We start from the raw sequence: 3,527 nt of genomic DNA, 5'->3' as shown, positions 1-3,527 counted from the left end.
CCCGGCCACGATGGTCGGGAGTGCGAACGGAATGTCGATGACGACGTCGAGAGCGCGCTTGCCCCAGAAGCTGTCCCGGACGAGGACCCAGGCGATGACCGTGCCGACGACCACGTTGACCACGGTGACCAGCACCGAGGTGAAAACCGTCAGCTTGATCGCAGCCCACGTCTGGGGGTTGCTCAGAGTTGCGACGTAGGCGTCCCAACCCCCGCCGGCCGCGGTCACCACGATCGCAGCGAGCGGGATCAGCACGAGCAGGCTGAACCAGGTGACCGAGATGCCGAGCGCCAGCGCGGATCCCCGGGTCAGGTTCGTCGAGGTGGAGCCGCCCGAGCCGCGGCCCGGCCGGCGCGTGTGCGCCGACCGGGCCGAGACATCCGCTACTGCAGTGGTCACTCTTCGGTCCCGGTCTTCGCCTGGAGCTTCGGGATGATGCCCTTGACGTCGTCGAAGAACTTCGCGTCGGCCTCTGCCCAGCCACCGAACTGCTCGTCGATCGTGTACAGCGTGCCCGGGGTCGGGAACGGGTCCGCCGGGTCGTTGGCGCCCTCGACCTCGGGCAGCTCGACGCCGTCCACCACCGGACGGAGCCCGGACTGGGCGTAGGCCGCCTGCGCCTCCGGGGTGATGAGGAACTCCAGGAAGCCCTGCGCGGAGTCGGGTGCGTCGGTCACGACGGCGGCCGGGTTCTCGATCAGCAGGGTGTCGTCGGGGACGATGTAGTCGAACGGCTCACCGTTCTGGATGGCGAGGATCGCCTCGTTCTCGTAGGAGATCAGCACGTCACCGTTGCCCTCGGAAAAGGCGGTCGTCGCGTCGCGCGCCGACGCCGGCAGCGCGATCGTGTTCTGCAGCAGCTTGGTGACGAACTCCTCGCCCTCCGCATCGCCGCCGCCCGCCCCGGTGGCGTGGGCCCACGCGGCGAGGATGTTCCACTTCGCCGAGCCGGACGAGGCCGGGTTGGGCGTGATGATCTCGACGCCCGGCTGCACCAGGTCGTCCCATCCCTGGATGTCCTCCGGGTTGCCCTCGCGCACGACGAAGGAGACGACCGAGGACGTCACGATGCCCTTGGTCTCGTTGTCCTTCCAGTCCTCGGCGACCAGGCCGGCGTCGACGAGACGCTGCATGTCGGGCTCGAGGGAGAAGTGCACGACGTCAGCGTCGAGTCCTCCCTCGACCGCGCGGCTCTGGTCACCCGAGGAGCCGTACGACGTCTGGAAGGTGACGCCCTCGCCCTCGGAGGTTCCCTCGAACTCCTCGAACACGGGCTCGTTGGCCGCCTCGAGCACCGAGAAGCCGACCAGGCTGAGCCGGTCTCCGCCGGTGGCCCCACCACTGGCGCCCGAGCAGGCGCTCAAGGCGAGAACGCCGGTCAGCGATGCCGCAAGCGCGGCCTTGAACTTGGAAGTCATGTCCATCTCTCTCTGTTTGCGCTCCCTTCCGGTGCGGCGTGGGAGCTGCCGCACTTCGACCCGAGAAGGTGCGTATCTGACTATTGACGAGCAGAGTAGTCGACATTAGTGAGATAGGCCGAATTCTGAGATGCGTGGCGTGTCTCACCCGTCCAGATGGGGGAGACGATGCGCGCCGGGTTGAGCGTCGGGACTATCGTGGGAAAGTCGTGGCAGAGACCGGTTGCGGGCGGAACTGGAACACGTTTCAGTTCTCACATACCGCGGGTATCATTGGTCTCGGCAGCAAGCAAGGAGAGGTAAGGGAGCGGTGACCAAGCAGGTCAAGCAGCTCGACCGGGTCATCATCCGGTTCGCAGGGGACTCGGGCGACGGCATGCAGCTGACCGGCGACCGGTTCACGCAGGAGTCGGCCGCCTTCGGCAACGACCTGTCGACCCTGCCCAACTTCCCGGCCGAGATCCGGGCGCCGCAGGGCACCCTGCCCGGCGTCTCCTCGTTCCAGGTCCACTTCGCCGACCACGACATCCTCACCCCCGGGGACGCCCCCGACGTCCTGGTCGCGATGAACCCGGCCGCGCTGCGGGCCAACCTCGGCGACCTGCCCAAGGGCGCCACCATCATCGTCGACACCCACGACTTCACCTCGCGCAACCTCACCAAGGCGGGCTACGCGGCCAGCCCGCTCGAGGACGGGTCCCTCGACGAGTACGCCCTGCACCCCGTCGACCTGACCGGGATGACGGTCGAGGCGGTCAAGGAGTTCGGGCTGTCCCGCAAGGACGCGGCCCGGGCGAAGAACATGTTCGCGCTCGGCCTGCTGTCCTGGATGTACGGCCGGCCGATCGAGTCCACCATCTCCTTCCTCGAACGCCGCTTCGCACGTGTGCCCGCGATCCGCGACGCCAACGTCACGGCGTTCAACAAGGGCTGGCACTTCGGCGAGACGACCGAGGCCTTCGTCGTCTCCTACGAGATCAAGCCGGCTCCGATGCCCCCGGGCACCTACCGCAACATCACCGGCAACCTCGCCCTGGCCTACGGCCTGATCGCCGGAGGAGTGCAGTCCGGACTGCCGGTGTTCCTCGGCTCCTACCCCATCACCCCTGCCTCCGACATCCTCCACGAGCTGTCGAAGCACAAGTCGTTCGGCGTGACGACCTTCCAGGCCGAGGACGAGATCGCCGGTATCGGCGCCGCCCTCGGAGCCGCCTTCGCCGGCAGCCTGGGCGTCACCACGACCTCCGGCCCCGGCATCGCGCTCAAGTCGGAGACCATCGGGCTGGCCGTGATGACCGAGCTGCCCCTGCTGGTGATCGACGTCCAGCGCGGCGGCCCGTCGACCGGCCTGCCGACCAAGACCGAGCAGGCCGACCTGCTCCAGGCCATGTTCGGTCGCAACGGCGAGTCGCCGGTGCCGATCATCGCGCCGCGCTCGCCCGGCGACTGCTTCGACGCCACCCTCGAGGCGATCCGGATCGCCATCACCCACCGCACCCCGGTGATGCTGCTCTCCGACGGGATGCTCGCCAACGGGTCGGAGCCGTGGCGGATCCCCGAGGTGTCCGAGCTCCCGCCGATCGACCCGGCGTTCGCCACCCAGCCCAACCACGGTGAGGGCGAGGACCGCGACTTCTGGCCCTACGTCCGCGACGAGGCGACCCTGGCCAGGCCGTGGGCGATTCCCGGCACGGCGGGACTGGAGCACCGGATCGGCGGCCTGGAGAAGGGCGACGGCCACGGCAACATCTCCTACGACCCGGCCAACCACGACTTCATGGTGCGCACCCGTCAGGCCAAGGTCGACCGGATCGCCGAGACCCTGCCCCCGATGGAGGTCGACGACCCCACCGGAGAGGCCAGGGTGCTGGTGCTCGGCTGGGGGTCGACGTACGGCCCGATCGGTGCCGGCTGCCGCCGGGTGCGCAAGGCGGGCTACCACGTGGCGCAGGCCCACCTCCGCCACCTCAACCCGTTCCCGAAGGACCTCGGCGAGGTCCTCGCCCGCTACGACAAGGTGCTGGTCCCCGAGATGAACCTCGGCCAGCTCAGCATGCTGCTGCGCGCGAAGTACCTCGTCGACGTGATCGGCTACAACCACGTCCGCGG

2 protein-coding genes and 1 pseudogene are annotated in these 3,527 nt (G+C 68.7%); 1 reads left to right on the top strand and 2 read right to left on the bottom strand.

Features of this window, described 5'->3' with window-relative positions; translation table 11 throughout:
- Positions 1-399: pseudogene (locus VFN12_RS09800) on the bottom strand (molybdate ABC transporter permease subunit); the annotation flags it as partial.
- Complete coding sequence (locus tag VFN12_RS09795) at positions 396-1,418, bottom strand: sulfate ABC transporter substrate-binding protein (protein WP_325118466.1); 1,023 nt, start codon at positions 1,416-1,418, stop codon at positions 396-398. The pseudogene VFN12_RS09800 and the gene VFN12_RS09795, both read right to left, overlap by 4 nt.
- Positions 1,419-1,728: 310 nt before the next feature.
- Between VFN12_RS09795 and VFN12_RS09790 the strand changes: the two genes are divergently transcribed.
- A partial coding sequence (locus VFN12_RS09790; RefSeq protein WP_325118465.1) for a 2-oxoacid:acceptor oxidoreductase subunit alpha occupies positions 1,729-3,527 on the top strand: 1,799 nt, incomplete at its 3' end.

This window comes from Nocardioides sp., assembly GCF_035703625.1.
In the GTDB taxonomy this organism is placed as follows: Bacteria; Actinomycetota; Actinomycetes; order Propionibacteriales; family Nocardioidaceae; genus Nocardioides.
This window is presented reverse-complemented; position numbering and strand designations above follow the sequence as displayed.